Here is a 25,540-nt window from a genome sequence, read left to right on the forward strand (position 1 = left end):
CCGCATCTATAAGGAGGATCAGTACCACATATGGCTACCGACTACGACGCCCCGCGCGTCCGTGAAGAAGATCAGCCCGCAAACGAGTCGCTTGAGGCGCTGAAGGCTGAGCGTAGTTCCGCCGCGAAGACAGCCGTGAACGACGTCGATGAAGCCGACACCGCCGAAGGTTTCGACCTGCCGGGCGCGATGCTCGAAGAGGAACTTCAGATCCACGTGATTCCCGCCCAGGCGGACGAGTTCACCTGCATGTCCTGCTTCCTGGTTCGGCACCGCAGCCAGCTGGCCCGGGAGAAAAACGGCGCGCAGTTCTGCGCCGACTGCGAAAGCTGACAGTAGGGACGGTAAGCGTCATCGCGGATCGAAGCGGATCAGGAGCGCGCCATGCGCATCCAGATCGGCTTGGAGCGCAGCGCTGCCCGGCGCGACGCCGCGTGCGTCGTCGTGCTGCCGGTTAACCGCTGTTGCAGGTAACGGGTCCCCTGTCCAGACGTTGGTCACGCTGCCGCGAAGCTGACCATGCGCTGACAGGGGCAGTCCAATACTGCGCGCATCGAGGGCGAGTGAACGCGGTTCGTCATGGAGGTTGAACGCGGCAGCCCACTGCACGTCGGCGGGACCGTCGGCGGTCCATAAGACGAGTCCGTCCTCCCGGAACACCTCGCGGCTCGCGGTGGCTTCCGCATGCAACGCCAATACGTCCGGCTTGGTGAATAGCGCAATGGTTGCCGGATCCGACGTCGGTAGATCGCCTCCGATCATCAGTGGCGATCGAGCGATCACCCACAGTGAGAGCAGGGAGATGCGTTCGGCCGGCGTGAGTCCGTCGTCCCTGGGTTCTCCCCGTTCTGCCCGGATGCCCAGGCGACCGAGCGGCAACATATCGCCGTCAGGCCACCCGCCGGGCCCGGCGGCGGGAGCCCAGCGCGCGAACCGGGCGAAGTTCCCCTGCACATCGTCCCAGTTGTCCCACAGATCGTCGCAGATACGCCACATCGTGGCATGTTGGCGGAGATGATCCAGGTGTGAGAGGGACAGGTCGCGGCCGGGCGAAAGACTCAGCTCGATTGCGCGCCCCGTCCGAGCGATCGCCCGGCTATAAGCTTCGATATCCGCGCTCTGGTATGGCCACAGCATGTCATCGGCCTTGATGAAGTCGACGCCCCAATCGGCATAAAGCTCAAGAGTCGAGTCATAGTAGGCCTGCGCTGCGGGGTGCGAGAGATCGAGCCCGAACATGTCCGGGTTCCACTCGCAGACATTCGCCGGATCGGCTATCTCGGCGGCGGAGGCGCTGGTCCCGAGCACCGGTGTCCCGAGCTCAACTGCTCGACGAGGTATGCCTCGCATGGTGTGGATGCCGAACCGCAGTCCGAGGGCGTGCAGCTTATCGGCCAACGGGCCAAAGCCCGCGCCCCCGGAAGAGCTGGGAAACCGGACAGGATCCGGGATGAGCCGACCGTAGTCATCGACGAACAGCGAAGCCCCCGGGTTGTAGCCGTGCGAACGGGCATCAGGGTCCGACCAGTCGATATCGACGACTACGGTGTCCCACCCATAAGGGAGGAGAAAGTCCGCCATGAATTGAGCGTTCGACAGCACCTCTGCTTCCGTGACGGTAGTTCCGTAACAGTCCCAGCTGTTCCAGCCCATAGGTGGGCGTCTGGAGGGTGTTCCCGTCATAAAAAATCTCCCCGTCCTTCCGGATGAAGTCACTGATCCGAACAATCTAGCCGCCGTTCTTCCGGAACAAAGAAGTGGCCCGGGCGGTGCCGTCGATCGTCGCTGTTGTGGGAATCATTCCCACCCATAGCTGACGACCTTCGACACCGCCCGGACCTTCACGCACTTTTCCTCTGTGCTCGGCGTGTGGAACCTCCTAGCCGCCCATCCACAGCGTGATCGGTCCGCGGGCGAAGTAGACGAGGAACCCGGCGGCCACCACCCACAGGAGGGGGTGGATCTTCCGCGCTTTCCCGGACGACGCGCGGATGATGACCCAGCTGATGAACCCGGCACCGATGCCGTTCGCGATCGAGTACGTCAGCGGCATGGTCACGATGGTCAGAAACGCGGGGAGCGCGATCGAGAAGTTACGGAAGTCGATCTCGCGGATCTGCGCCACCATCATGGCACCGACGACGACGAGGGCTGCCGCCGCTACCTCCAGCGGAACCACCGCGGTCAGCGGCGTGAAGAACATGGCCGCCAGGAAGAGCGCGCCGGTCACCACTGATGCGAGACCCGTCCGCGCACCCTCACCGATGCCCGCCGCCGAGTCAATGAACACGGTGTTGGAGGACGCCGACGACCCACCGCCTGCAACCGCCCCGACACCCTCGATCACCAGTGCCGACTTCAGGCGGGGGAAGTTACCGCGCTTGTCGGTCAGCCTGGCCTGCTTTGCGAGGCCGGTCATTGTGCCCATGGCGTCGAAGAAGTTGGTGAAGACCAGGGTGAACACCAACATGGTGGCGGCAAGGACGCCGATGCGTTCGAATGCCCCGAAGAGGTCGAACGCCCCCACCAGGCTGAAGTCCGGCAGCGAGACGATGTTCGAGGGAATGACCGGCGCGTTGAGGTGCCAGCCGGTGGGATTGTCCGGTCCGCCCGCGCCGAGCCGCAGCGACATTTCGACGATGATCGCGATCACGGTGGTGACGACGATACCGATGAGCAGCCCGCCCTGAACCTTCCGGGCGATCAGGATCCCCATGGTGATGAGGCCGATGATGAAGACCACGGTCGGCACGGTGGTGATGGAGCCGCCGTCGCCCATTTGCACCGGCGGACCGCCCGGCGTGCGGGTAACGAAGCCTGAGTCCACGAAGCCGATGAAGGCGATGAACAGGCCGATTCCCACCGTGATCGCAGCCTTGAGTTGCCGTGGAACCGCGTTGAAGATTGCGGATCGGAGGCCGGTGACTGCCAGGAGCACGATCAGCAGGCCGTTGATGACGACCAACCCCATCGCTTCGGCCCAGGTGACGTCGCCGACCACAGACACGGCGAGGAACGAGTTAATCCCCAGTCCGGCAGCAATGCCGAACGGAAGGTTCGCAACAACACCGAAGAGGATCGTCATGACGCCGGCAGTCAGCCCGGTCACGGCGGCAATCTGGGTGGCCTGAAGCCAGCCTCCCTCGACGTCGAGTGCGGCGGCGTCGGGACTGAATCCGCCGAGGATCAGCGGGTTGAGAATGACGATATAGGCCATCGTGAAGAACGTGACGAAGCCGCCGCGTACCTCGCGGCTCTTCGTCGAGCCGCGTTCGGTGATTTTGAAGTATCGGTCGAGCGGGGTCAGCGCCGCCGGGCGGACGGGTTGGCGGGTTGAACCCCGGCCGGAGGGCTCGGGGTGGCCGCCGGTCTCGGTGAGAATAGCCATGGCGTGCTCCTAGTAATCCACGCGCGCGGCGAGAGTGCTCCACGCTTCGAAGGGGGCCGTGGCGGTTACTTGCGCCGACGGAGTCAGTTTGTGATGCCGCACCGGCATCGACCGGTCCTCCACAGGCGTGGCGAAGTAGTCATAGAACACCGCGTCGTCGAAACCGGCTTTGGCTGCGTCGGTCCGGTCGGCTGCGAAGACGACGGCGTCCACCCGGGCCCAGAGGGCGGCCGATAGGCAGAGTGGGCACGGTTCGCAGCTGGTGTAGAGGGTACTGCCGGACAGATCGAAGGTTTCGAGGGCCGCGCAGGCGTTGCGGATGGCCATTACCTCGGCGTGCGCCGTCGGATCATTGTTGGCGGTGACCCGGTTGACTCCTTCGAATGCCTTGCCGTCGAGTGTCACGATGAGCGCGCCGAACGGCCCACCGGAGTTGGAAACGTTGTCAGTTGCCAGGGAAATGGCTCTGGAGAGGAACTGCTCTTCTTTGGTGGTGGTAGTCACGGTGATACTCCCGAAACGTGGGGCAGCAATCACTCGAGTCCACGGGCGCCAACGAGGGAGCGGTGTCATGCGACCAGACTGCTGCGGTATGGGGATTTGCAGGTCCACCTGGTAGATAGCTCCGGTTCGCGGAGCCCGCCGTTGGCTTCGTTAAATGACGTTAGCAGGGCTTTGTGACGTGCACCATAGTTTTCGCGAAATTTCTTTCTCACCTTGTGGAATTTCCCGCATCTCAGCTCGGGAGGAGGCAGTCACATTCCGACACGACATGCCGAACGCCGCCGAGGCTCCCGGAATTAGGAGCATGCGCTGTCAAAATTCTTATGGAAGCACAGCTACTTGGAGGTCCACACATGAGTGCTCAAGACAACACTGCCGGTCGACTGAAGGCCATCGTTCAGATCCTGGCTGAAAAGCGCGGAGAATCTGTGAAAGGCGCCGACGTGCTGGCAGAAGCGGTGAGCCGCGTCCCGCTCAGCGAGTGGGAGAGCGAAGTCCTCAGTGGCGGCGTCGCCCGCGGCGTCAAGCGCCTGTCGGCAGCCACGGCATCGCTCGTGAAGTCGGGCCTGATCGTCAAGGGCCGCACCGGCTGGACCGTCACCGAGGAAGGCTCGCGTTACGCTGCTGCGCCCAACGGTGTTGCCCTCGCCGGAAACTTCGGCCACCGCCTGGGTGCCGAGGACTGGGCGCCGGCAGCCGAGCAGGTCCAGATGGCCTACAGCCCCGTCTCGCAGCGCTGGGAACTGACCGCGCAGCTGCCTGCGGGCACCTACGAGTACAAGGTCGCCATCGACCACTCCTGGGAAGAGAACTACGGCGCGTTCGGCGAGCGGGACGGCGCCAACCATGTATTCCAGCACGACGGCGGTGTGGTCACCTTCCGGTACGACCACCGCTCGAAGGGCGTCGACGTGACCGTACTGGACGGCGCCCTGGTCTAGGGATTTTCACGCCCCAGTTCGTCCCAGTGGCCTGAGTTGTCGGCGGCGTCTTCCGGCTTGTCCCTGGGTTCGTCGCCGCCAACGTAGGCCGGTGGGACGGCGCCGGCCTCGTGCGTACCCTGCTCCTCCCGGATGTTCGCCGCCGCGTGCCCGGCATGCGGAGCTGGTTCGACGACCGCCTCGCGGGGATCTTCATGGTGCGTGTGCGTGCTCTCAGCGGCGTTGTCAGTCATGGGTGCGATCCTTTCATCAATGAGGCAGGCCGCGCTAGCGTAGTCCAGCGTCCCTGCCTCACATCCGAAAAGGAAGAGCTGTCATGTCTGTGTTGCCTACGGCCGAGTTGCACCTGCATATTGAAGGGACGCTGGAGCCGGATCTGATCTTCGCGCTCGCCGAGCGCAACAGCATTAGGCTGCCCTACGCCGACGTTGAAGACCTGCGCCGTCAGTACCAGTTCGCCGATCTGCAGGCTTTTCTGAACCTGTACTACGACAACATGGCCGTCCTGCAGACGGAGCAGGACTTCGCGGATATGACCCGCGCCTACCTTTCACGCGCCGCGGCGGCGGGTGTCCGGCACGCCGAGATCATGATGGACCCGCAGGCACACCTCTCTCGCGGGATCTCACTCGCCACCTGTGTGAACGGGGTTGCATCCGCGCTGAAGGGCAGCGAGGACGAGTTCGGCATCAGCACCGAACTGATTGCCGCGTTCCTGCGTGATGAACCAGCCGAGGAGGCGCTGGCAGTACTCGAGCAACTGTTGGCGGAGAATGCTCCGATCATCGGCATCGGCCTGGATTCGGCGGAAGTAGGCCATCCGCCGCGCGACTTCGTAGCCCTATACGAGCGGGCCCACGAGGCAGGTCTGAAGTGCATTGCCCATGCGGGGGAGGAGGGGCCGCCGGAGTACGTCCGGGAGGCACTCGATCTGCTGAAGGTGTCGCGGATTGATCACGGCATCCGGTGCATGGAGGACGAGGAATTGGTGGAACGGCTGGTGACCGAGCAGACGCCGCTCACTGTCTGTCCGCTGTCGAACGTGCGTCTGCGAGCTGTCGATACGCTCGCCGATCATCCGCTGCCCCGCATGATGGAACGCGGCCTGAACGTGTGCGTTAACTCAGATGATCCCGCGTATTTCGGCGGTTATGTGGATGACAATTTCGCCCAACTTCAGGCCGTCTTCGATTTCACTGATGATCAGCTGGCGCAGCTCGCCACGAACTCGGTGCGCTCCGCCTTCATCACGGACATGCGCCGCAGGGAGCTTCTTGCCGAGATCGAGGTCTGGCGGGCCGAAAGGCAGTAGTGCCCCGCGATGACGGGAGCCTTACGCGAGCACGTCCTTGGTGCTGAAGCGACCGTAGGCGAGGGCACCGAACACCACAATGTAGCCCGCCTGAAGCAGGGCGTTCGCTGCAAACGAGTCCCACACAATCGGGTCGCGCAGGAGGTCCGCGAAGCCCAGCCAGTACTGGGTGAGCAGCCACGGGTGGATCCACTCCAGCTGCGGAAGCTGCCCGATTACCTGACTCACTACTGAGGCCACCACGGTCGCAGCCATCGCTCCCACGGGGACGTCGGTGAGCGTGGACATGAACAGCCCGACGGCGCACAACCCCAACAGGGACAGCGTCACGTAGAGGCACACCAGGGCAATGCGCAGCAGCGCTTCGGGTACCTCGATGCTCGTGCCTGACAGCAGGGTCACCGGCCCCACCGGGAACAGCAGCGCACCCATGAGTGTGCCCACCACCGCTACGGTGAAGGTGGCCGCCAGGCAGAAGACGACGGCGCCCACATACTTCACGATCAGCAGCCGCCCCCGCGCCACCGGAGACATGAGCAGGTACCGCAGCGTACCGGTGCTCGCCTCCCCGGCGACGGTGTCGCCCGCGACGACACCGACCGTCAACGGCAGGAAAAGCGGGATGGCGACGATGGTCGCGACGACCGCGACGAACAGTCCGTTCTGGCTGACCTGGTCGAGGAACGCCGGGCCACGCCCCCGCGACGGCCCGGAGGAAAGCCTCACGGCAATGGCAATGAGCACCGGTATCGCGGCGAGTGCGGCCAGCAGCGCCCACGTACGGCGGCGCCGGAAAAGCACGGACAGTTCGGACGCGAGGAAACGCCATCCGAAAGACCTACCCCGCGTTGACACGGTCCTTGCACTGATAGCCGCTGTGTCACTGGACAACGTCGAACCCCTCCCCGGTGAGCGCAACGAAAAGATCCTCTAAGCCTGCCTGATCCACGGTGAAGCCGTTCACCCGGACGTCCGCCTCGACGAGGGCCCGCACCACGCGGTCCGGCGGCAGGCCAGCGGGGAGCAGCGCGGTGACGCTGTGCGCGCCGGTGAGGGCGCCGTCGTCGTCGGGTGTGGTTCCGAGGCGCCGCAGGACGGCGTGGGTCTCCGGAACATCAGGGGTGACCACGCGGACACGGGGTTCGCCGGAGCGGCGCAGTTCCTCCAGGCTGCCCTGCGCTACCAGGGAGCCGGCGCTGAGCACCGCGGCGTGTGAGCAGATCTGCTCCACCTCCGTGAGCAAGTGGCTCGAGACAAACACCGTGGTGCCCTCCTCCGTCAGGGAACGGACGAGATGCCGGACCTCGCGGGTTCCCTGCGGGTCAAGGCCGTTGGTGGGTTCGTCGAGGACAATCAGGTCCCGGTGCGTGAGGAGCGCGTTCGCGATCCCGAGGCGCTGCTTCATGCCGAGCGAATACCGGCCCACCGCCTTGTTCGCGGCCTGCGAGAGCCCGACCCGGTCGAGTGCCGTTTCGACGCGCTGCCGACGGGTGGAGGGGGAGACGTAGCGGTCGGCGGCGTCGAGGCGGAGCAGGTTCGCGGTGCCGGAGAGGAACGGATAGAAACCCGGACCTTCCACGAGCGCTCCGACGCGGGGGAGGACCTCCTGGAGTGCGCGTGGGATGGACTCACCGAGCACCCGGACATCCCCGGTGGTGGCGGACGCCAGGCCGAGGAGTATTCGGATGGTGGTGGTTTTCCCGGACCCGTTGGGACCGAGGAAGCCGAAGACCGAACCCCGCGGCACCGCGAGGTCAATCCCGTTGACCACATTCCGTCCGCCCAACCGCTTGGTCAGGCCTGCTGTCTCGATGACGAGGTCGGCGCCCCCGCTCACGCTTGCGCGGCTACTGCCTGCAGGCGTTCAACGGTGACTGAACCGGCGAGGATGCGGCCGTCGTCGGTGATCAGCACGTTCACCAGTGCAGTGGAGAGAAGCTGTCCGCCGTTGACCGGTGTGCTGAGCTGCATCAGTTCTTCCGGGATCTCCTGCTGCCCGGCGGGAACAATGACGACGGAGTCCCAACCTTCGCCGACGACGGTCGGCTTATCTGCCGCTGCAGCATCCATGTCGGCGTGATCATGCATGTGGCCGTGCTTGTGCCCGTCCCAGCGCCCGTGTCCGTGCTTGTGGTCGTCGTGCTCGACCTCGGTGACGGTGGCACCGTCCGGCGGGGTGAACGCGAATACGTCCGCGGCGGGTTCCTCGTAGCTGATCCTGGTGAAGGTGGAGCTGAACGCCGGGGCACCGTTGCCGGCGGTTGCCACCGTAACGCCCAGCGGGAGGCCGGTTTCCCCGTCGACAGCGATGCTCACCGAACCCACGAGCGTTTCCGTTGAGCGCGGGGTCAGAACCAGATCGTAGACCGGGCGCCCGGCGACCATGCGGTCGGACCCGACGGTGACCTCGGTGGACGGTTCGATCTTCGCGAGGAAATGCGCGGCGACGTCGTTGGGTGCGTGGGTTCCGCCGTGGGGCTTTTCATGGCCCTCAAGGGTGGCGTGGATGGCTTCGTTCTCATCCGAGTTGTAGTACCAGAGATCATCGCCGTTGCGGATAACGTTGCGTTCCTCGAGCCGGTCGAGCACCTGCAGGCGTGCCTGTTCCGGTCCGTTGACGAATACCTGGGCGGTGTGGGAGCCGGTCAGAAGTTCGACGGCGGCGCTCGCCGGTGAGGTTTCGCCGTCGTCGTTGTTGCGTCCGCCTCCGCCTGTCGCCTCAAGGGTGGAGAGGTCAGGAAGGCCGAGGTTGGAGCTCTGCTCCACGGTGCCGGAGAACGCGTCCGCGTTCTTCTCCTGGATGAGCGCGAGGACTTCCTCGGCAGTCTTGTCAGGAAGGTCAACCGCTGCGTTGGCGCTGAACGGAGCCACGAGCGCCGCTGCGCCTACCGCTCCGGCGGCGACGGCTGCCGGAGTCCACTGACGCCATGATTTTCGCCCTGTACGAGTCATCACAAACTTCCTCGTTCTGGTGGTGTGCGGAACGGATCCTTCGCGCCACGCTACACCCGCAACCTGAGAATTGGGTTGGAATTTGGGCCCGAATAGCCCACCAGTAGTGCACCCGGCAACTCCCGAAGTCGAGCGCTTACATCAGGACTACCCATGACTGGCAGGTCCCGATTCCTTCCTAACCTCCCGACAACTTCTCAGGTAGAGGGAATGCGGAAGATCGGCAGCGTCACGCTAACCATTGGTCCGATAAGCAGGGCGAAGGCCACTGTGCCGAGGCCCACCGGGCCGCCGAGTATCCAACCGAGTAGCAGGACACTGCCCTCGATGGCCGTGCGGACGAGCCAGATGGGCAAACTGAGGCGTTGGTGAAGTCCGGTCATCAGTCCGTCGCGTGGGCCCGGGCCGAGCCGCGCGCCGATGTAGAGTCCGCTGGCGACGGCGAGGAGGACGAGGCCGCCTGAAAACAGCAGAATCCGCGCCCCTAAGGGGTCAGGCGCTGAGAGGATCGCGAGGCCTACTTCCGCGCTGGGGCCCACGAGAAGAACATTGAGGACCGTCCCGATGCCGGGCTTCTGCCGCAGCGGGATCCAGAACAACAGCACGATCATCCCAATGATGTTGGTCATGAAGCCGAAGGGGATACCCGTCTGGAGCGATGATCCCTGCCCGAGGACGTCCCACGGTGAAACGCCGAGGGTTGCCCTGATCATCATGGAGAGTGAGAAGCCGTAGAGGAATAGACCGGTCAGGAGTTGCGTGCCGCGCCGGACACCGAGAAGGGTCATACGACTAGTGCAACCAACAATTGGCCCGGTATCAAGATGCCAATTGTGAGATCATGGCCCCATGATGGTTCTCTCAGCGCGCCGACTTGTCGCTGACCTCGGTGCCTGGCGAGCGAATGGTCCCGCCTATGTTGCGCTCGCCAACCGGATTCGCCTGCTCATTCTCGATGGGCGGATTCCCCTCGGCACAAGGCTGGCCGCCGAACGCGAACTCGCCGCCGAGCTCGGCACCAGCCGGACCACCGTAGCGGCGGCCTACGCGCGCCTCCGCGCGGCCGGTTACCTCGAAAGCACGCGTGGCTCGGGCAGCGTTGTCACTATGCCCGGGCGCGGCGCAATCCCCGAGGACGATGACGGACCCGCCACTATTGCCCTCGACTTCAGCAAGGCAGCCCTTCCTGCTGCCCCGCAGGTCGGGGAAGCTGCAGCACGGGCCGCAGGCGAGCTCGTTGCCTACTTCAGTGGCAATGGCTATGACCCGCTTGGACTGCCTCGGCTCCGGCGCGCCCTCGCCGATCGGTACACCTCGCGAGGTGTACCGACCGAGCCCGGGCAAATTATGGTCACTTTAGGGGCCCAGCATGCCATTTCCCTCGTGGCGAGAACTTTCCTGAGCCGCAGGGACACGGTATTGGTGGAGGCCCCAAGTTATCCGCACGCCTACGAGGCTCTGAAGTCCGCGGGTCGCCGGCTGGTCCCGGTCGCTGTGGATCCTCGGCAGGGCTGGGACGACGACGGCCTGGAGCAGGCATTCCACCGAGCCCGACCGGCTCTCGCCTACGTCATGCCCGACTTCCACAACCCGACAGGAGCCGTTATGCCGGGACACCAGCGTGAGCGTCTCATGGTGATGGCTGCTCGATACGGCTCGATGGTGGTGGCGGATGAAACCATGGCCGAACTACGGATTGACGGTGTGGCAGGAACCCCGCTGGCCGCTTACGGGCCTGCAGTCCTCATCGGTTCCATGGGTAAGACTGTGTGGGGAGGGATACGGATCGGTTGGATCCGCGCGGGGTCGGATCTGATCCAACGGCTTGAGCAAGCTCGCTACGCACATGATCTCGGCACCCCTATTCTGGAGCAGCTCATCGCCCTTGAAATGCTCGGCAATTACGACGAACTTCTACGATTCCGGGAGGTACAGCTTGCCGAGGGACGCCGCCGCCTTGAGGGTATGCTGCGGGAACGGCTGCCGCAGTGGGACGTGCCGCACGTCTCAGGAGGACTCACGACTTGGGTCAATATTGGACAACCGGTCAGCTCGCAGCTCGCCCTGGCAGCCCGTGACCGCGGCCTCCTGCTGGGTGCCGGCCCCCGGTTCGGCATAGGCGGCGTCTTCGAGCGCTTCCTGCGTCTCCCTTTCAGCTACCCGGAGGAGGAAACGCGCCGGGCGGTGAATATCCTCACGGAATCGTGGCGCTTGGTAGAACCAGACCGGAGGGTGAGCACAGATTTCGAACCGGCCCTCGTCTAGCCGGTCTATTCCCTTCCGGGCGGGCCACTCGTCTCGAATTGGCCCGCGAGAAGCAGGCCGATGCGGCCGTAGGATCTCCAATCATGGAGATCCTCACGTACCGCGCCTTCACCACGTCGGACTCGAATCCGCGTTCGGGCAACCCTGCCGGGGTCGTCGTCGACGCCGAAGCGCTCTCCCGGGCCGACATGCTGAGAATCGCGGCCGAACTTGGGTTCAGCGAAACTGCGTTTCTCACCGCGGTTACGTCTGAATCAGCGAACATCCGTTACTTCACGCCTCGCGACGAGATCGCCTTTTGCGGACACGCGACCATCGCCTCAGGAGTCGCGCTTGCTCGGCGAGGCGCCGGACCCGCCGTGGCCCTCAAAACGAACGTTGGAGAGGTGCTCGTGAGGGTCTCGTCTGACTCCGCGACCCTCACTGCAGTTGACACAGTCGTCGACCCGCTAAGCGACGAGCTGTTGAACCAGTTGCTCGCCGCCCTCCGCCTCTCGAGTGACGACCTCGACCCCGCTTTACCAGCGGTGTTCGTGCGCGGAGGGAATCCGCATCCAATCGTCTTCGTGAAAGAAGGGGTTCTGGCCTTGCTCAACCACGATGACGAGGCGGTTCTGCGCATTCAGGACCGCGAGCGTTGGGACGGCACCATCCCTGTCGTCCACCGAGTCTCAACTGACCGGTTTATCTCCCGCAATCCGTTCCCCCGCGGCGGCATCCGAGAGGACCCTGCCACCGGGTCGGCTGCGGCAGGCCTCGGATTCTGTCTTCGGGCAGGTGGACACTTGGCGTTACCCGCCGTGATCCAAGTTGAACAGGGCGCGGAGGTGGGGCGGCCTTCGTTGATAAACGTCGAGATCCCGCTCGAAGGTCGTGTTTGTGTGACGGGCAGCGCGTCAGAGCTGTAGCTACCCCCGCGCCGCCCGCTCAGCGCGAACTGCAGGCCCTCGACCATCGGTCAGAGCGGCGCTACCGTTGAGATGGAGGCTCGAATGCAGGAGTTCGATCAACTGCTGGCTGCTGCGCATACCGCGTATGCGCAGGGGGACTGGAGCGCTGCCTACGGAGACCTCTCGCAAGCCCGAGCGGTGGCGGAACTATCCGCTGAAGACCTGAGCTTGCTGGGCAGCGCCGCGTGGTGGCTGGGGCAGGTGAAGGAATCGCTGGAGCTCGCAGAAGACGCTTACCACAGGCTCGAAAACGACGGCGATGCCGCCGGTGCTGCCATGAAGGCGCTGGACCTCGGGCTGGTCTGGCTCATTCGCGGCGATGTTGTCATCTCGTCAGGCTGGATCAGCCGCGCGCGCCGGATCCTGCAGGAACTTCCTGAAGGACCGGAGCACGGATACCTCATCTACCTGGATTCCGCCATCGCCTGGGAGAGCGGGAATTTAGCGGCGGCCCGGGAAGCCGCGGTGAAACTACGGGATTTGGGGCGTCGGCTGCGCAACCCGGCATTGACTTCATTCAGTCTCGTTCTTGCCGGGCTCTCGGACATCAGCAACGGCAACACCGCGTCCGGTTTCGCTCAGCTGGACGAAGCCATGCTGCCTGTCCTTGCCGGCCAGGTCCTGCCGGAGTGGGCCGGGGGAATCTATTGCACCGTCATTCACGCCTGCCACAACCTCGGTGACCTTCACCGGATGCGTGCGTGGACCAGGGCAACCGAGCAGTGGTGCGAACAGTTCTCGGGTGACGTGGTGTATTCGGGGATCTGCCGTATCCATCGGCTCCAGTTGGCCAGCATCGAAGGTGATTGGGAAGCCGCGGAAGCTGCAATCGAGCAAAGCGGATCCGAGCTTGTGGGCCGCAACAATTGGGTAGCCGGTGAGGCCTTCTACCAATTGGGTGAACTGCGACGGCTCCGGGGGAACGTTACGGGAGCCTTCAAAGCCTATGCCAGGGCGCGAAGCCTGGGCACCGATCCACAGCCGGGGGAGTCGCTGCTTCAGCAGGCTTCCGGAGAGAAAGATGCCGCCTGGTCCGGACTATGCGAAGCATTGGCAGGGAGGGATCGACTGACCTGTGCACGGCTACTGCAGTCCGCCGTCGAGATCGCACTTGCCCGCGGGTTCATGGATGAGGCGAACCGCCTGTGCATACAGCTCGAAGAAACAGCAGAAGACTTCGCCACCACGGGATTTCGTGCCTGGGCCGGCCAGGCGCGGGCAGCACTGCTGATCGCACAGTCGCAGTATGGAGAAGCATTGCCAGTCCTGAAAGCCACCGCCGGAGAATACCGGGAGATGCACGCCCGCTACGAAACAGCCAGAACCTACGAACTGCTGAGCCAGGCACACCGCGGGTTGGGCCGGACGGGAGAAGCGGCCGCGGATTTGGCGGCGGCCCTTGCCATCTATCGTGAACTCGGCGCGCTGCCGGACATCCAGCGGCTCGACGGAGGACAGCTGCCCGGCGGCCTCACCCGGCGGGAGGCAGACGTGCTCGCACTCATTGCTGCAGGCGCAACCAACAAGGAGACCGCCGAGGCCCTGTTCATCAGCCAGAAAACTGTCGGCAGGCATCTGGCCAACATCTTCGTCAAGATAGGCGTATCTTCCCGCACGGCGGCGGCCGCCTGGGCGCACGGACATGGTTTGCATTCCAGTGCGCTCCCGGATGAAATCCGCGGCGCAAGTATGTAGCCCGCGCAGAACCTACCTCCTTGCGCGCGTTCATGCATAGTTTGCGCCATTGCTTCGCGGCGGAAACTGAGTATTCCGCCCGACGCCGGGGGTATCGCCTGCTTCGTAACGTGGGACACGCATCATCCCCACGAACGTCGAAGAAGGAACACGTCATGAATGCTGATTTAGCAATCCTGGCAGGAGGTATCTCCACCGTCATCTTTGCCTGCAGCGTCATGCCGATGATCCTGAAGGCGGTGCGGACCCGTGATCTTGCGTCCTACAGCCTGACCAATCTGCTGATGAGCAACACGGGCAATCTGATTCATTCCGTCTACGTCTACAGCTTGCCTGCCGGACCGATCTGGGTACTTCACGCCTTCTACCTCATCAGCACGGCTTTCATGCTCGCGATGTATCTGCGCCACGCGCTCCGGTGGGGTCACCGGGGTCGCTTCGGACAGAAGATCGCAGACGAGGCGTCCGGGCCGTCCGACGCCGCACTGATACCCGGGTATCAATCCCTATCAACACCGATTCGTATAGGAGAAAAATCATGACCATCGACCAGATGGAAGCGCGGGACGAAGGCGCGTTCGACGAGGCCTCCGCCGAGGCTTTCGCCGGACGCTTCGTCGGCATTCTGAACGACGCCGCGATCGCGGTGCTGACCAGCATTGGCCACCAGACCGGTTTGCTTGACATCCTCGCAACGCTACCGGCCGCCACCAGTGAGCAGATTGCAGACGCCAGCGACCTCAACGAACGTTATGTCCGTGAATGGCTGAACGGAATGACTGCGGCTCGGGTGGTTGAATACGACGCCGGTGCCGGGACGTACCGGCTCCCCAGGGAGCATGCAGCCGTGATCACCAGCGCTGCAGGTCCGGACAATCTGGCGATCCTGATGCAACACATCACGATGATGGGTGAAGTGGAGCAGAAGATCATTGAGCGGTTCCGCCGAGGAGGTGGGTTGGCCTATACGGAGTACACCCACTTCCACAGGAACATGGCTGAAACCAGTGCCGCGGTGCACGACGCAGTACTGGTGGAGGGAATACTTCCCCTCGTTCCAGGACTGGTTGGGCGGCTCGCGGACGGTATCGAGGTCGCGGACATCGGCTGCGGCCACGGCCATGCCATCAACCTGATGGCACAAGCGTTCCCCGCCAGCCGGTTCACCGGTTTCGACTTCTCGGAGAGTGCTATCAAGGCTGCCCGAGCGGAAGCGGAGCAAATGGGACTGGATAACGCGACATTTGAGGTGCTGGACGTTGCCACGATGGATGTCGAGTCCCGCTTTGATGCAGTGACCGCTTTCGACGCCATTCATGATCAGGCCCATCCCGCGGCTGTGCTGTGCAACGTACATCGTGCGTTGCGTGATGGCGGTTTGTTCCTGATGGCGGACATCAAGGCATCCAGCAACGTGGAGGACAATATCGAACTCCCGTGGGGCAGCTATTTGTACGCAATTTCGACCTTTCACTGCATGAGCGTCTCCCTGGGGCTGGACGGAGATGGCCTGGGCACCGTCTGGGGCACACAGCGGGCGTTGTCGATGCTGGCCGAAGCCGGATTCAGGGACATCGAGTGCAAGGACGTGGAGGAGGATCCCTTCAACTCCCACTTCATTGCCTGGAAGTAGCCAGTTAGGAAATTTCGGCTGGGGCTCTGCATGTCCAGGGCCCCATCCGTGCGGAGTCACAACCCGTGAGTAAAGGTGTCTTTCCGCTACCGTAAAAACCATGGATACCGGGACGCGAGGACGCGCCGAAACGACTGACCGCCCCAACCCGCATTCGGTGACGCTGCGCTTTCTCGCCGCGCCGACGGACCTCGGACACAGCGGTTCGGTGGACGCCGGAACAGTGCTCGAATGGGTGGACAAAGCGGCATACGCGGCCGCCGTCGGCTGGGCGCAGAGCTACTGCGTGACGGCGTACGTGGGAAATATCCACTTCGCCGACCCGGTGAACGTCGGTGACATGGTCGAGGTCGAAGCGTCCATCGTCTACACCGGCAGGTCCTCGCTCCACATCCGTACCATCGTCTCCTCGGGGGACGTACAGGGCGGAGAGGCGACGATGCGCAGCCAATGTCTCGTGATCTTCGTTGCAGTGGGGACGGACGGCAAACCCGTACCGGTGCCGCAGTTCCAACCGGAGACACCCGAAGAAATCGAACTGCGCGACCAGGCAATTGCCCGGATCGAGGTGCGCGACGCCATCGTCGCCGCCATGAACGGGCAGGAATACACCGACGCCGGCACCGCCGAACGTGTAACCCTCCGCTTCCTTGCCGCACCCACGGACGTGAACTGGGGCGGGAAGGTGCACGGCGGCACCGTCATGGACTGGATCGATGAAGCCGCCTACATCTGCGCCACACGCTACTGCGGCCAGGACACAGTGGCCGTCTTCTCCGGCGGGGTGCGCTTCTACCGGCCGCTGCTGATCGGTGACCTGGTCGAGGTGGAGGCACGCCTGGTCTACACGGGCAACAAGGGCATGCACATCGCCGTCCATGTTCGCTCCGGCAAGCCCACCGGGCGGGACATGCAACTCACCACGTACTGCCTCACCGTGATGGTGGCCAGGGACGAGACAGGTACAGCAGTGCCGGTTCCACAGTGGGAACCCCGCTCGGACGAGGACAAGCGTCTGGCAGCGCACGCCCGTGAGCTGCTTGAGATCCGGGGTCGAGCGCCGGGGAGCAGCTTGCCAAGCCACCTCTCGGAGTAGCGTCGGGCAGGATTGGCTCATGGACATCCGGCACCTGAAGTATTTTCTCGGCGTCGTCGACCACGGCGGTTTCGCCAGGGCCGCAGCGGCGCTGCACGTCGCCCAGCCCTCGCTGTCCCAGGCAGTGCTGGCCCTTGAGCGGGAGCTGGGAGTGCAGCTCTTTCACCGCACGGGCCGCAGTGTCGTAGTGAGCGCCTCGGGCCGCGCGCTCATAGAACCCGCGCGGAGAACAGTCCGTGACCTCGATTCTTTCCGTTCCACGGTCGGCGCCCTCCGGGGCAAGGAGGCCGGACTGGTGGATCTCGCCCTCATGCCGTCGCAGTCGGTGGAGCCGTTCAGAACAATCGCAGTGCGTTTCGGGCAACTCCACCCCGGGATGACAATCAGCGCACACTCGGCGTACACAGGAGACGACGTCATGCGTCTTCTTGGTAGCGGCAAATGCGAACTTGGCCTCTTCGGCAGTGCCGGCTTCCGTCCACCTGCCGGCATTCAGCTGGAGCCGGTCGAGGAACAAGCCATGGTGCTGATTGGGCTTCACGGCCAACCCTTCAAAGACGGATCGGTGGTGCACTACCGGGAGCTGTCCGGGCAGAGGTTCATCACCTCCCAGGAGGGAAGTGTCATGAGGCTGGTTGTGGACGAGATCCTGGCCAGCGGCGTCGACGCCACCGTGGCGGTTGAAGTTGCCCACCGGACGGCGGTCCTGCCGCTCGTGCTCGCAGGAGCGGGAGTGGCAGTGCTCGCCGCCGCCTGGGCTGACTTCGCCCGAAAAAGCGGTGCCGCCGTCATGCACCTTGAACCCACACACACGCTCCAGGTGACGTTGGCCTACCGAACGGGGCCGCTCACTCCCGCAGCCGAGGCCTTCGCAGCCGTAGTCCGCCAGTATGTTGCTGACAAGGCGTTATAGACTGAACCTATAGCCCGAAGAGGATCTAGGTCTGAGACATCTGTCACGATCTGGCCTAGTCTCGCACCATGACTCCACAGGCATTTCGCATTGCAGCCATACCCGCCGATGGCATCGGTCAGGAGGTCACCGCCGCGGGGCAGAAGGTACTCGACGCGATCGCTAAGAACTCCGATGGAGCCTTCTCCTTTGACTGGACGGAATTCCCCTGGGGCTCCGACTACTACGCGGAACACGGCGTCATGATGGCCGACGACGGCCTCGACCAGCTGAAGGATTTCGACGCAATCTACTTCGGTGCAGTTGGTTGGCCGACGGTGCCCGACCACGTCAGTCTTTGGGGTCTCCGACTGGCTATCTGCCAGGGATTCGACCAGTGGGCGAATGTCCGGCCAGTGCATTTTCTTCCCGGCGTTACCAGTCCCCTCCGCAAGGCGGATGACACTGAACTGGACTGGATCGTGGTGCGCGAGAACAGTGAAGGCGAGTACGCAGGACTTGGCGGACGCAATCTCGGTGCGCGGGGACAGGGCGGTGAGGTTGCGGTGCAGTCCTCGCTCTTCACTGAGGTTGGCTGCGAGCGGATAATCCGGTTCGCTTTTGAGATCGCTCGTACGCGTGACCGGAAGAAGCTCTCCAGCGTCACGAAGAGCAACGCCCAGCAATACGGGATGGTGCTCTGGGATGACGTCTTCAAGCGGGTTGCCAAGGACTACCCTGATGTTCAAACCGAGAGCGTCCTTGTCGACGCCATGGCAGCCAAATTCGTGCTGAAGCCTGAAGAGCTTTCAGTTGTGGTTGCGTCCAACCTGAACGCTGACATTCTTTCCGACCTTGGCAGTGCCCTCGCCGGTAGCCTTGGTCTTGCCAGTAGCGCAAATTACAACCCCGAGCGGCGTTTTCCCAGCATGTTCGAGCCTGTGCACGGCTCCGCACCGGACATCGCCGGCCAGGGCATTTCTAATCCCATCGGAGCCATCGCCAGTGCCGGCCTGATGCTGGAGCATTTCGGTCTGACCGATGAGGCGAGGAATCTCGCCGAGGCGATCCGCTCCACTACCGCCTCCGGGCTCCTGCCGAAGGACCTGGGCGGCTCGGCCACGACCGATGACGTCACCGACGCCATCATTGACTTCCTTAAGTAACAGGTCCACCGTGAACAGTATGTGCACCAAAGTGACGCACATCACAGTAGTGGCACAGCGTAGTACCGGCTAACCCATCCGAATCGAACCCGCACCACCAACGAAGCGCCAACTCTTACCAATGGAGGTAAAGATGAAAAGCCGCCGTATGCTCGCATCCATCGTCGGAACGATCGCCGTCGCACTCGCAGCGACCGGCTGTGGTGGAGGAGGTGGGGGAGGCGGTGAGGCCGGCGGAGGAGCGGCGGATGATTTCCCGCAGAAACGCCTCGAATACATCCTGCCCTTCGACGCCGGTGGAGAGTCCGACATCACGGCGCGCCTGCAGCAGGAGAAGCTGGCTGAGGTACTCGGGCAGACTGTTAACATCTCGTACAAGCCCGGCGGCGGCGGAGCGCTCGGCTGGTCCGAGCTCACGCGTATGGAGCCGGACGGCTACAAGTTCATGGGCAGCAACCTTCCGCACATCATTCTGCAGCCGATGCTGCGCGATGACGCCGGCTACGAGACCGAGGACCTCAAGCAGGTCTACATCTTCCAGAGCACCCCGAACGCGCTGCTGGTTCCGGCTGACAGCGACATCCAGACCCTGGACGACTTCATCGCGGCGGCCAAGGAGAACCCCGGCGCCATGTCCGTCGGCGGCAGCGGTGACTTCAGCGCCAACCACATTGGCACCCTCATGCTGAACGATATGGCCGGCATTGATGTCACGTACACACCGTTCTCCGGCACGGGCACCGCGGTGCCTGCCCTCCTCGGGGGGCACGTCGACGCACTGATGTCCTACACCCCGCAAATTTCCCAGCTTGGCGATCAGGTGCGTGCCATCGCGGTCGCCACCGAGGAGCGCATGCCGGGACTGCCGGATGTCCCGACGTTCGCTGAACAGGGCCATGACCTCGTCGACGGCGCCTACCGCGGCGTATCGGTACCCAAGGACACTCCTGATGACATCGTGCAGAAGCTGGCCGACGCGTTTGAAGAGGTGAACCAGGATCCCGAGCTCGTAGCGGCTTTCGAGGAGCAGGCCTTTGTTCTTGAGAATTTCGGCCCTGAAGAGGCTGTCGAACTCACCGAAGAGCGGACGGCGGTCTACGAAGACCTGCTGACCAGGCTGGATCTGGTCCCGTAAATGTTCGAGGTACTCGGGCAAGGGCTGCTCGCCAACCTTGCCCCGTCCATGCTGCTCCTGGTGCTGATCGGCACCTTGAGCGGCATGGCTCTCGGGGCAATGCCGGGATTGAGCGCCACCATGGGCGTGGCACTGCTGGTCCCCTTCACCTTCGCCATGGATCCAACCTCCGGTCTGGTCCTCCTCGGCGCCTTTTACATGGGCGCCATCTATGGTGGTGCGTTCACAGCCATCTTGGTCAACGCACCGGGAACACCGTCTTCGATCGCGACCGCCCTTGACGGGTATCCGCTCACCCGGAAGGGACGCAGCGAGTATGCAATTGTCGGCGCCACCATGGGGTCATTCGTCGGCGGCATCATCGGTGTCATCGCGCTGATTTTCCTCGCACCGCCCTTGGCGTCGTTCTCGCTGCGGTTCGGCCCGCAGGAATACTTCTGGGTAGCGGTCTTCGGCCTCACGATCATCGCCAGCCTCGCCTCCGGCTCCCTGCTCAAGGGACTCATCGGCGGACTCCTCGGACTGCTCCTGGCCACCGTCGGTATTGCACCGGTCGGCGGCGACGTCCGTTTCACTTTCGGTGAACCCATGCTGCAGGGAGGTATCCCGCTGGTGCCGGCGCTGATCGGGTTGTTCACCGTCCCCGAAGTCATTCGCCTTATCGCCCTGCGTACCCGCGACGCGCACATGGTGGACGAGACCCGGCAGAAAGACCGGCTGGGCGGCATGCTCAAGGACATCCTGAGCCGCCCCGTCAATCTTGTCCGGTCCGGCATCATCGGCACCCTCGTGGGAATCCTGCCGGGTGCCGGTGGCAGCGTCGCAAACCTCGTGGCTTATAACGAGGCGAAGCGCGCCTCCAAGCACCCGGAGACGTTCGGCGAGGGGGAGATCGACGGCGTCGTCGCATCCGAATCAGCCAACAACGGTACGGTCGGCGGCGGGTTCATCCCGACACTGACGCTGGGCGTTCCAGGTACGCCGCCGGATGCGATCATCCTCGGCGTCCTCCTCCTCCACGGTCTGCGGCCCGGTGCGGAGCTCTTCACAACCTCGGGGCCGCTGGTCTACACTTTCATCATCGCGCTGGCAGTATCCGCGGTCATGATGGTGCCGGTCGGGCTCGTTGCAGGCCGCGGTCTGCAACGCGGAGTGATGGCGCTCCCCGTGCGCTACCTCGCGCCGGGCATCACCGTGCTGACCATCATCGGCGCGTACGCCATTCGGAGCTCGGTAGTGGATGTGTTCATCATGCTCGCGCTCGGTATCTCCGCCTACCTGCTCCAGCGGGTCGGCATCGGTGGAGCTTCGATCGTGCTCGGCCTGGTCCTCGGTACCATCGCCGAGACGGGCCTGGTCCAGGGCCTCCTCACCTCGTCGGGCGCAGCTCTTCCGTGGACCACGTTCTTCACCAGGCCCATCAGCCTTGTGCTGATCGCCATGTGCCTCGTCTCGGTCCTCTGGCCCCTCCTGCAGAAGCGACGGGCAGCGAAGACGACGGCGGCGACAGGCGACAAGGCCGCCACGCCGGTCACGCAACGCCCCGACACTGGAGAGGGTGACTGATATGGGAAACATCATCGGCGGTGCCGTAGTCCTTCTGGTCTGCCTGATCTTCTGGGTCCAGCGCAGCTACTCCAGCGAATACGGCGGAATCTTCCCGGATGCTGTCCTGTTCGTCCTGGCCGTTCTTGGGCTGCTGCTCGTCGCGCGTGGAGTCCTTTGGCGCGACCGTGAAACCGGTTGGCACGACACCGGACGGCTCGGCTACAAAGACCTCGGCCGGGCGCTGGTGCTGCTGGTCGCCTGGGTGGCTTCCCTGCCGATTCTCGGCTACCTCTACGGCGGCATCCTGTTCTTTACCCTCGTAGCCGTGCTCATGCGGACTTCGCGTCCCACCTGGAAGAACGTACTCCTCGACTTCGGCGTCGCCGTCGTTGTGGTGGTGCTGTTCTACCTCGCCTTCACGCAGGTCCTCTTCGTCAGCCTGCCTGAATTCTCCCTGTAAATTTCGAACCGAAGGATTTCATCGTGACAAATGCCAGCTACCGCATTGCCGTCATCCCGGGCGACGGCATCGGCACCGAGGTGATGCCGCCCGCGCAGAAACTTCTCGAACTCGCAGGACAGCGTTACGGCTTCAGCTTCGACTGGCAGGAGTTCGAATGGGGGTGTGAGTACTACTCCCGCACCGGCAGGATGATGCCGGAGGACGGCATTGAGCAGCTTGCCGGGTGCGACCAGATTTTCCTCGGAGCGGTTGGTTTTCCAGGGGTACCGGACCATGTGTCGCTGTGGGGGTTGCTGATTCCCATCCGTCGTGCGTTCCGGCAGTACATCAACCTTCGCCCGGTCCGGCTGCTCGCCGGAATCGAAAGCCCGCTGCGGAAGGTGCCCGCCGGCGGCATCGACTTCCTGGTGGTCCGGGAGAACAACGAGGGCGAGTATTCCGAGAGCGGTGGCCGCCTGTACCGCGGCATGCCGCAGGAAATGGCCATCCAGGAATCCATCTTCACCCGGTTCGGGGTAGAGCGCGCAATGAACTACGCGATCAACCTCGCCGAACAGCGCAAGGGCATCCTGGCCTCGGCGACCAAGTCCAACGGCATCATCCACACCATGCCGTTCTGGGACGAGATCCTGCGCAATCTCGCGAAGGACCACCCGGACCTCACGGTGTCCGAGTACCACATCGATGCTCTCGCGGCGCTGTTCGTCCTCGACCCCGCCCGGTTCGACGTCGTCGTCGCCTCCAACCTCTTCGGTGACATCCTCACCGACCTCGGCGCAGCGATCATCGGCAGCATCGGCATTGCGCCGTCGGCCAACCTGAACCCGGAGAAGGAGTTTCCGTCGATGTTCGAGCCGGTCCACGGCTCGGCTCCGGACATCGCGGGGCAGGGGAAGGCCAACCCGCTGGGCCAGGTGTGGGCGGCGTCCATGATGCTTGACCACCTCGGTCACGAGGACGCCGGACGGGACCTGATTGCCGCCATGGAACATGTCCTCACCGAAACCGAAGTCCGAACCCCTGACCTCGGCGGAACGGCAACCACGGACGAGGTGTCCGATGCCCTGGTTTCCGCCTTCAAATCCCTGACCAATGCAGGAGTTGGAAAATGAGAATTGTAGAGATCCGCGAGGAGACCCTCCCGATCAGTTCCTCCATCCGGAACGCTTTCATCGACTTCACCAAGATGACGCTGAGCCTGGTCGCCGTGATCACCGACGTCGAGCGCGACGGGCAACCGGTGGTCGGTTACGGCTTCAACTCCAACGGCAGGTACGGGCAGGGCTCGTTGATGCGCGAGCGCATCATTCCCCGCATCATGGAAGCCCGTCCGGAAGACCTGCTCGACGAAACCGGTGACAACTTTGACCCCTCCCTCATCTGGGACGTCATGATGGCCAACGAAAAGCCGGGCGGACACGGTGAACGTTCCGTCGCCGTCGGGACTTTGGACATGGCAATCTGGGACGTCGTGGCCAAGATCGAAGGAAAGCCGCTCTTCCGTTTGCTGGCCGAGCGTTACGGGAACAACCAGGCTGACAACAGAGTGTTTGTTTACGCAGCGGGTGGCTATTACCAGCCCGGGCGCGGCATCCAGGGGCTGCGCGATGAGATGCAGAGCTACCTCTACCGCGGCTACACGACGGTCAAGGCGAAGATCGGCGGTGCCCCACTGGCCGAAGACCTGCAACGCATCGAGGCCGTGCTGGGCATGCTCAGTCCCGGTCAGAGCCTTGCAGTTGACGCCAACGGCCGCTTTGATCAGAAGACGGCCATCGAGTACGCCGAAGCGCTTTCCGCCTACGATCTCTTCTGGTACGAAGAGCCCGTGGACCCACTGGACTATGAGGCCCAGTCAGAGGTCGCCGCCGCCTACGCGAAGCCGCTGGCAACCGGTGAGAACCTGTTCTCCATGCAGGATGCGCGCAACCTCATCCGCTACGGTGGGCTGCGACCGGACAAGGACTGGCTGCAGTTCGACTGTGCACTGAGCTACGGACTCGTCGAGTACCTGCGCACCCTTTCCATGCTCGAGGAGTACGGGTGGTCCCGGACACGCTGCGTTCCGCATGGGGGACACCAGATGTCGCTCAACATCGCGGCCGGCCTGGGGCTCGGCGGCAATGAGTCTTACCCGGATCTCTTCCAGCCCTTCGGCGGCTTCCCGGATGGAGTGGAGGTGGAGGACGGCTACATCACCATGCCGGACCTTCCCGGAATCGGCTTTGAGGGCAAGAGTGACCTTTACCAGGTCATGCGTTCGCTGAGCGACTGAATATGGTCGCTCCCCGGGCCTGTCCCCGTGTGGCCGTCACCCGTTCCTCCCTCCCGGGAGGGGGACTCGACCGGCTGCGTGAGTACGCCGACGTGGTCCTCTGGCCCGACGACGACGTGCCCGCCGCCGGCGAGGCGCTCCGCGAACTGGTCCGGGGTGCCGATGCTGTGTTGGCGCCTTATGCCAGAGTGGACAGGGACCTCGTTGAAGCGGTGCGCGGAAGCGTGCGGATCATCGCCCTGCCCAGCGCCGGGTACGACGCCGTCGACGTCGCCGCTGCACTGGACGCCGGGATCATGATCACCAACGCGCCCAACGTACTGCACGAGACGACGGCGGACACCACCTTCGCATTGATGTTTCTGGCGCGCCGGCTCCTGTTTCCGGCAGCCGAGGATTTGCGCGAAGGGCGGTGGAAGCGGTCACGGTTCGACGAACACCTGGGACTCGACGTCACCGGAGCGACCCTCGGCCTTGTGGGTTTCGGCCAGATTGCCCAGGCAGTCGCCCGCCGGGCGGCAGGCTTCGGTATGACGGTGCTCCACAGCCTTTCACGCACCGGGACCACCGAGCTGTCCTCGGCTGTGGAATGGACGGAACTGCTTGAGCGCTCCGACATCGTGTCCCTGCATGTGCCGCTCGTAACGGAAACGAAGGGGCTGATCGGTGCCACGGAACTCGCCCGAATGAAACGTACGGCCACGCTCATCAACACCGCGCGCGGACCGGTGGTTGACACGCAGGCCCTGCTCCAGGCGCTTGACGACGGCGAGATCCACTCCGCAGGGCTGGACGTCTTCGATGTAGAACCTGTCCGGGACCCGGACAATCCGCTACTGCGCCACCCGCGCATTGCTGCGCTGCCGCACGTAGGGTCGGCGACCGAGGCCACACGTGCTCGAATGGTCGATCACGCCGTCGACAATATCCTGGCGGTACTCGACGGCCAGCCGCCACTCACGCCAATTCCGAAGATGGCGGAACGCAGCTAGTCAACTCGCGTGCGGGTCCGCAATCCCGATGTACTGGGTGGCGGTGTATTGAAGTCCCTGCTGTACAGGTAGGACGCCAGGCCGTATTCCCTGGCGTTGGCGAGGCGAATGGCGTGGAGAGAAGCTGGGCTTCGCGTTCAGAGGAGATGGCGGGGGAGTGCGCTGGAGAAACTGTCATGGGTTGCCCTTCGGAAGGTCAGTAGCTGGCGGGGGTATCGCCGTCGGGTGCCGGGATGTACTGGGCGGCGAGGGCTTCGGAGCCCCGAGCCAGGAGTGCGACGTCGGCACCGACCAGGATGAAGCCGGCCCCGGCGTCCAGGTAGTGGCGGGCGG

Annotated in this window: 25 protein-coding genes and 1 pseudogene; 17 read left to right on the top strand and 9 right to left on the bottom strand. The window is 63.8% G+C overall.

Annotated features, from left to right (window positions below; all coding sequences use genetic code 11):
* The first annotated feature begins 30 nt into the window (after positions 1-30).
* Entirely contained in the window at positions 31-333 is a 303-nt protein-coding gene (locus AC4D1W_RS15575) for a DUF4193 domain-containing protein (protein ID WP_490892667.1), read from the top strand.
* 18 nt (positions 334-351) lie between these two features.
* Here AC4D1W_RS15575 and AC4D1W_RS15580 read toward each other — a convergent pair whose 3' ends face one another.
* The 3 genes from AC4D1W_RS15580 to AC4D1W_RS15590 form a co-directional block, all read right to left on the bottom strand.
* Positions 352-1,683 (bottom strand): glycoside hydrolase family 27 protein, encoded by a 1,332-nt coding sequence (locus AC4D1W_RS15580; RefSeq protein ID WP_490899348.1) that lies wholly within the window; start codon positions 1,681-1,683, stop codon positions 352-354.
* A gap of 196 nt (positions 1,684-1,879) precedes the next feature.
* Positions 1,880-3,388 (bottom strand): NCS2 family permease, encoded by a 1,509-nt coding sequence (locus AC4D1W_RS15585; protein ID WP_490892669.1) that lies wholly within the window; start codon positions 3,386-3,388, stop codon positions 1,880-1,882.
* 9 nt (positions 3,389-3,397) lie between these two features.
* On the bottom strand, positions 3,398-3,892 hold the full coding sequence (locus AC4D1W_RS15590) for a nucleoside deaminase (RefSeq protein ID WP_490892670.1): 495 nt from the start codon (positions 3,890-3,892) through the stop codon (positions 3,398-3,400).
* Positions 3,893-4,245: 353 nt separating this feature from the next.
* Between AC4D1W_RS15590 and AC4D1W_RS15595 the strand changes: the two genes are divergently transcribed.
* Positions 4,246-4,833, top strand: a complete 588-nt coding sequence (locus AC4D1W_RS15595; RefSeq protein ID WP_490899349.1) for a pullulanase X25 domain-containing protein — start codon at positions 4,246-4,248, stop codon at positions 4,831-4,833.
* On the opposite strand, the gene AC4D1W_RS15600 is transcribed toward AC4D1W_RS15595, so the two are convergent.
* A complete protein-coding gene (locus AC4D1W_RS15600) occupies positions 4,830-5,066 on the bottom strand; it encodes a hypothetical protein (RefSeq protein ID WP_490899350.1) in 237 nt (78 codons plus the stop codon). The two genes, AC4D1W_RS15595 and AC4D1W_RS15600, sit on opposite strands and share 4 nt — an antisense overlap.
* Positions 5,067-5,149: 83 nt before the next feature.
* Here AC4D1W_RS15600 and AC4D1W_RS15605 point away from each other — a divergent pair, with 83 nt between their 5' ends.
* The gene (locus AC4D1W_RS15605) at positions 5,150-6,145 is read left to right on the top strand and encodes an adenosine deaminase (RefSeq protein ID WP_490899351.1); all 996 of its coding nucleotides are present in this window, start codon (positions 5,150-5,152) and stop codon (positions 6,143-6,145) included.
* Positions 6,146-6,166: 21 nt separating this feature from the next.
* Here the strand turns inward: AC4D1W_RS15605 and AC4D1W_RS15610 are convergent, their stop codons facing one another.
* From AC4D1W_RS15610 to yczE, 4 genes are all read right to left on the bottom strand, one after another.
* Complete coding sequence (locus AC4D1W_RS15610; RefSeq protein WP_490892674.1) at positions 6,167-7,000, bottom strand: ABC transporter permease; 834 nt, start codon at positions 6,998-7,000, stop codon at positions 6,167-6,169.
* 25 nt (positions 7,001-7,025) lie between these two features.
* Positions 7,026-7,982 (bottom strand): ATP-binding cassette domain-containing protein, encoded by a 957-nt coding sequence (locus AC4D1W_RS15615; protein WP_490892675.1) that lies wholly within the window; start codon positions 7,980-7,982, stop codon positions 7,026-7,028.
* Positions 7,979-9,097, bottom strand: a complete 1,119-nt coding sequence (locus AC4D1W_RS15620; RefSeq protein ID WP_490892676.1) for a LolA family protein — start codon at positions 9,095-9,097, stop codon at positions 7,979-7,981. Before AC4D1W_RS15620 ends, AC4D1W_RS15615 begins: the two co-directional genes overlap by 4 nt.
* A gap of 197 nt (positions 9,098-9,294) precedes the next feature.
* Positions 9,295-9,885 (bottom strand): membrane protein YczE, encoded by a 591-nt coding sequence (gene yczE, locus AC4D1W_RS15625; protein WP_490892677.1) that lies wholly within the window; start codon positions 9,883-9,885, stop codon positions 9,295-9,297.
* Positions 9,886-9,946: 61 nt separating this feature from the next.
* On the opposite strand from yczE, the gene yczR reads away from it, so the two are divergent.
* From yczR to AC4D1W_RS15695, 14 genes are all read left to right on the top strand, one after another.
* Positions 9,947-11,362 carry a MocR-like transcription factor YczR gene (gene yczR, locus AC4D1W_RS15630; protein ID WP_490892678.1) on the top strand — a complete coding sequence of 472 codons (1,416 nt, stop codon included), beginning with the start codon at positions 9,947-9,949 and terminating at the stop codon, positions 11,360-11,362.
* An 83-nt stretch (positions 11,363-11,445) separates the two neighbouring features.
* Positions 11,446-12,270, top strand: a complete 825-nt coding sequence (locus AC4D1W_RS15635; protein WP_490899352.1) for a PhzF family phenazine biosynthesis protein — start codon at positions 11,446-11,448, stop codon at positions 12,268-12,270.
* Positions 12,271-12,354: 84 nt separating this feature from the next.
* Positions 12,355-14,007, top strand: coding sequence for a helix-turn-helix transcriptional regulator (locus AC4D1W_RS15640; protein WP_490899353.1), 1,653 nt, complete (start codon positions 12,355-12,357; stop codon positions 14,005-14,007).
* A 155-nt stretch (positions 14,008-14,162) separates the two neighbouring features.
* Positions 14,163-14,549: a hypothetical protein gene (locus AC4D1W_RS15645; RefSeq protein WP_490892681.1), complete on the top strand. Its 387-nt coding sequence runs from the start codon at positions 14,163-14,165 to the stop codon at positions 14,547-14,549.
* A complete protein-coding gene (locus tag AC4D1W_RS15650; protein WP_490899354.1) occupies positions 14,546-15,640 on the top strand; it encodes a class I SAM-dependent methyltransferase in 1,095 nt (364 codons plus the stop codon). The genes AC4D1W_RS15645 and AC4D1W_RS15650 overlap by 4 nt, the downstream gene beginning before the upstream one ends.
* A gap of 100 nt (positions 15,641-15,740) precedes the next feature.
* Positions 15,741-16,736 (top strand): acyl-CoA thioesterase, encoded by a 996-nt coding sequence (locus AC4D1W_RS15655; RefSeq protein WP_490899355.1) that lies wholly within the window; start codon positions 15,741-15,743, stop codon positions 16,734-16,736.
* Between the two features lie 19 nt (positions 16,737-16,755).
* Positions 16,756-17,649 (top strand): LysR family transcriptional regulator, encoded by an 894-nt coding sequence (locus AC4D1W_RS15660; RefSeq protein ID WP_490892684.1) that lies wholly within the window; start codon positions 16,756-16,758, stop codon positions 17,647-17,649.
* Positions 17,650-17,717: 68 nt separating this feature from the next.
* Positions 17,718-18,794 (top strand): tartrate dehydrogenase, encoded by a 1,077-nt coding sequence (locus AC4D1W_RS15665; protein WP_490892685.1) that lies wholly within the window; start codon positions 17,718-17,720, stop codon positions 18,792-18,794.
* A 133-nt stretch (positions 18,795-18,927) separates the two neighbouring features.
* On the top strand, positions 18,928-19,929 hold the full coding sequence (locus AC4D1W_RS15670) for a tripartite tricarboxylate transporter substrate binding protein (RefSeq protein WP_490892686.1): 1,002 nt from the start codon (positions 18,928-18,930) through the stop codon (positions 19,927-19,929).
* Positions 19,930-21,495, top strand: a complete 1,566-nt coding sequence (locus tag AC4D1W_RS15675) for a tripartite tricarboxylate transporter permease (RefSeq protein WP_490892687.1) — start codon at positions 19,930-19,932, stop codon at positions 21,493-21,495.
* A gap of 1 nt (position 21,496) precedes the next feature.
* Positions 21,497-21,937 (top strand): tripartite tricarboxylate transporter TctB family protein, encoded by a 441-nt coding sequence (locus tag AC4D1W_RS15680; protein ID WP_490892780.1) that lies wholly within the window; start codon positions 21,497-21,499, stop codon positions 21,935-21,937.
* A gap of 23 nt (positions 21,938-21,960) precedes the next feature.
* The gene (locus tag AC4D1W_RS15685) at positions 21,961-23,052 is read left to right on the top strand and encodes a tartrate dehydrogenase (protein ID WP_490892688.1); all 1,092 of its coding nucleotides are present in this window, start codon (positions 21,961-21,963) and stop codon (positions 23,050-23,052) included.
* Positions 23,049-24,215 (top strand): mandelate racemase/muconate lactonizing enzyme family protein, encoded by a 1,167-nt coding sequence (locus AC4D1W_RS15690; protein ID WP_490899356.1) that lies wholly within the window; start codon positions 23,049-23,051, stop codon positions 24,213-24,215. Before AC4D1W_RS15685 ends, AC4D1W_RS15690 begins: the two co-directional genes overlap by 4 nt.
* Before the next feature lie 2 nt (positions 24,216-24,217).
* Positions 24,218-25,207 (top strand): 2-hydroxyacid dehydrogenase, encoded by a 990-nt coding sequence (locus tag AC4D1W_RS15695; RefSeq protein WP_490899357.1) that lies wholly within the window; start codon positions 24,218-24,220, stop codon positions 25,205-25,207.
* A gap of 196 nt (positions 25,208-25,403) precedes the next feature.
* Here AC4D1W_RS15695 and AC4D1W_RS15700 read toward each other — a convergent pair.
* Positions 25,404-25,540: pseudogene (locus AC4D1W_RS15700) on the bottom strand (2-dehydro-3-deoxyglucarate aldolase); the annotation flags it as partial.

The organism is Arthrobacter sp. TJ-170, from assembly GCF_058269305.1.

Bases quoted from the DNA above. Each gene is read 5' to 3' on its own strand.
- AC4D1W_RS15575 (WP_490892667.1), top strand. From the start codon at position 31: ATGGCTACCGACTACGACGCCCCGCGCGTCCGTGAAGAAGATCAGCCC.
- AC4D1W_RS15580 (WP_490899348.1), bottom strand. From the start codon at position 1,683: ATGACGGGAACACCCTCCAGACGCCCACCTATGGGCTGGAACAGCTGG.
- AC4D1W_RS15585 (WP_490892669.1), bottom strand. From the start codon at position 3,388: ATGGCTATTCTCACCGAGACCGGCGGCCACCCCGAGCCCTCCGGCCGG.
- AC4D1W_RS15595 (WP_490899349.1), top strand. From the start codon at position 4,246: ATGAGTGCTCAAGACAACACTGCCGGTCGACTGAAGGCCATCGTTCAG.
- AC4D1W_RS15600 (WP_490899350.1), bottom strand. From the start codon at position 5,066: ATGACTGACAACGCCGCTGAGAGCACGCACACGCACCATGAAGATCCC.
- AC4D1W_RS15605 (WP_490899351.1), top strand. From the start codon at position 5,150: ATGTCTGTGTTGCCTACGGCCGAGTTGCACCTGCATATTGAAGGGACG.
- AC4D1W_RS15620 (WP_490892676.1), bottom strand. From the start codon at position 9,097: ATGACTCGTACAGGGCGAAAATCATGGCGTCAGTGGACTCCGGCAGCC.
- yczE (WP_490892677.1), bottom strand. From the start codon at position 9,885: ATGACCCTTCTCGGTGTCCGGCGCGGCACGCAACTCCTGACCGGTCTA.
- yczR (WP_490892678.1), top strand. From the start codon at position 9,947: ATGATGGTTCTCTCAGCGCGCCGACTTGTCGCTGACCTCGGTGCCTGG.
- AC4D1W_RS15635 (WP_490899352.1), top strand. From the start codon at position 11,446: ATGGAGATCCTCACGTACCGCGCCTTCACCACGTCGGACTCGAATCCG.
- AC4D1W_RS15640 (WP_490899353.1), top strand. From the start codon at position 12,355: ATGCAGGAGTTCGATCAACTGCTGGCTGCTGCGCATACCGCGTATGCG.
- AC4D1W_RS15645 (WP_490892681.1), top strand. From the start codon at position 14,163: ATGAATGCTGATTTAGCAATCCTGGCAGGAGGTATCTCCACCGTCATC.
- AC4D1W_RS15650 (WP_490899354.1), top strand. From the start codon at position 14,546: ATGACCATCGACCAGATGGAAGCGCGGGACGAAGGCGCGTTCGACGAG.
- AC4D1W_RS15655 (WP_490899355.1), top strand. From the start codon at position 15,741: ATGGATACCGGGACGCGAGGACGCGCCGAAACGACTGACCGCCCCAAC.
- AC4D1W_RS15660 (WP_490892684.1), top strand. From the start codon at position 16,756: ATGGACATCCGGCACCTGAAGTATTTTCTCGGCGTCGTCGACCACGGC.
- AC4D1W_RS15665 (WP_490892685.1), top strand. From the start codon at position 17,718: ATGACTCCACAGGCATTTCGCATTGCAGCCATACCCGCCGATGGCATC.
- AC4D1W_RS15670 (WP_490892686.1), top strand. From the start codon at position 18,928: ATGAAAAGCCGCCGTATGCTCGCATCCATCGTCGGAACGATCGCCGTC.
- AC4D1W_RS15675 (WP_490892687.1), top strand. From the start codon at position 19,930: ATGTTCGAGGTACTCGGGCAAGGGCTGCTCGCCAACCTTGCCCCGTCC.
- AC4D1W_RS15680 (WP_490892780.1), top strand. From the start codon at position 21,497: ATGGGAAACATCATCGGCGGTGCCGTAGTCCTTCTGGTCTGCCTGATC.
- AC4D1W_RS15690 (WP_490899356.1), top strand. From the start codon at position 23,049: ATGAGAATTGTAGAGATCCGCGAGGAGACCCTCCCGATCAGTTCCTCC.
- AC4D1W_RS15695 (WP_490899357.1), top strand. From the start codon at position 24,218: ATGGTCGCTCCCCGGGCCTGTCCCCGTGTGGCCGTCACCCGTTCCTCC.